This window comes from Streptomyces sp. NPDC002838, assembly GCF_040295365.1.
Taxonomy (GTDB): domain Bacteria; phylum Actinomycetota; class Actinomycetes; order Streptomycetales; family Streptomycetaceae; genus Streptomyces.
Genome location: NZ_JBEOVF010000142.1, coordinates 1 through 1,888 on the forward strand (window position 1 = coordinate 1; position 1,888 = coordinate 1,888).

The window sequence follows — 1,888 nt, forward strand, 5'->3', positions numbered from 1 at the left end:
CAGGCGGCCGCCGCCAACGTGGTGCCCTCGGTCACCGAACTGGGCGGCAAGTCGCCCTTCGTTGTCTTCGCCGACGCCGACTTCGACCTGGCGCTCAAGGCGATTCTCGGCTGGTCGTTCAGCAATGCCGGACAGATGTGCTCGGCGGGCACGCGACTGCTGCTCCAGCGCGGCGCCGAGGAATTCCTGGACCGGCTGGTCGAGAAGATCGCCACCCTGCGCCTCGGACCGGGCCTCACGGATCCGGACATCGGCCCGCTGGTCGCCGCCCGCCAGCGTGACCGAGTCCTGAGCTACCTGGACCTGGCCCGGCAGGAAGGCGCGACCGTGCGAGCAGGCGGCGGCGCCCCGTCCGCCCCCGGGCTGGCCGACGGCTACTACATCGAGCCGACCGTCCTCACCGGCCTGACCAACCAGGCCCGGTGCGCCCGCGAGGAGATCTTCGGCCCCGTCGTCACCGTCATCGAGTTCGACGACGCGGACGAGGCCCTTCAGATCGCCAACGACAGCTCGTACGGCCTGGCCTCCTACGTGTGGACCCGCGACATCGACAAGGCGATGAGCCTGGCCGAGGGGATCCGGGCCGGCCAGGTCTACGTCAACGTCACCAGCGCCGGGACGGGCATCGAGCTCCCCTTCGGCGGCTACAAGCACAGCGGCTGGGGCCGGGAGAAGGGCCTCGAAGCCCTGGCGAGCTACACGCAGACCAAGAACGTCTGCATCGGATTCGGGGACAGGTCATGAGGTACCGCAGGCTCGGTGAACGCGGGCCGGCCGTCTCGGTGGTGGGCGTCGGCGGCAACAACTTCGGCTCCCGCCTGGACGAGGACGGCACGAAGGCCGTCGTGCACGCCGCCCTCGACGCGGGCATCACCCTGTTCGACACCGCCGACATGTACGGCGGGTTCGGCGAACAGGGCGGCTCGCGCGGCGACGGCGAACGGCTTCTCGGCGCGGCCCTCAAGGGCAGGCGTGACGAGGTCGTACTGGCCACCAAGTTCGGCATGGAGATGGGCCCGGAGGCGGACCTGTACGGGCGGCGCGGAGCCCGCCCCTACATCCGGTACGCCGTCGAGGCGTCGCTGCGCCGGCTGGGCACCGATCGGATCGACCTCTTCCAGTACCACGAGCCGGACGGCGTCACCCCGCTGGAGGAGACGGTGACCGCGCTCCGGGAGCTGGTGGCCGAGGGAAAGATCCGGTACATCGGTTGCTCCAACCTCCCGGCCGAACACCTCACCGACGCCTTCGTGTCGACCCAGGCCCGCTACCACCTGCTCGACCGCAGCGCGGAGAACGACCTGATCCCCGCCTGTCTGCGCAACGGCGTCGGCCTGCTGCCGTACTACCCGCTGGCCAACGGCCTGCTCAGTGGCAAGTACCGGCGTGGCGAGCAGCCCCCGCCCGGCAGCCGCCTGTCCTGGCGGCAGGGCTGGCTGACCGACGCGGCCCTAGACCGGGTCGAGGCGCTCACGGCGTATGCCACTGAGCGCGGCCTGTCCCTCCTCCAGGTCGCGGTGGGCGGACTCGCCGCCCTGCCCGCCGTCGGCTCGGTCATCTGCGGCGCGATGACCCCCGAACAGGTCACCGCCAACGCGGCGTCGGCCGACTGGCTCCCCGACGCGGCCGACCTGGCCGCACTCGACGCGATCGTCACCCCCGGCGAGCGGATCGTCTGACAGTCCTTCTCCCCCTGTAAGAACCGGAAACCGAGGTTGAACACCATGCGAGAGATCGTCACCTTCGACGCCTACGGCACCCTGGTCGACTTCCAGCTCGGCCCCACCACCCTCAAGGTCCTCGCCGACCGGCTGGACCTGGACAACCTGGACGTCGACGAGTTCCTCGACGACTTCCGCGTCATGCGCTTCCAGGCCGTCCTGGAGGC

2 protein-coding genes are annotated in these 1,888 nt (G+C 70.4%); both read left to right on the top strand.

What is annotated here, in order from left to right; all coding sequences use genetic code 11:
- On the top strand, positions 1-744 hold a 744-nt coding region (locus ABT063_RS51925), incomplete at its 5' end, for an aldehyde dehydrogenase family protein (RefSeq protein ID WP_351069354.1).
- Positions 741-1,679 (top strand): aldo/keto reductase, encoded by a 939-nt coding sequence (locus tag ABT063_RS51930; RefSeq protein ID WP_351069356.1) that lies wholly within the window; start codon positions 741-743, stop codon positions 1,677-1,679. The genes ABT063_RS51925 and ABT063_RS51930, both read left to right, overlap by 4 nt.
- Positions 1,680-1,888 lie beyond the last annotated feature (209 nt).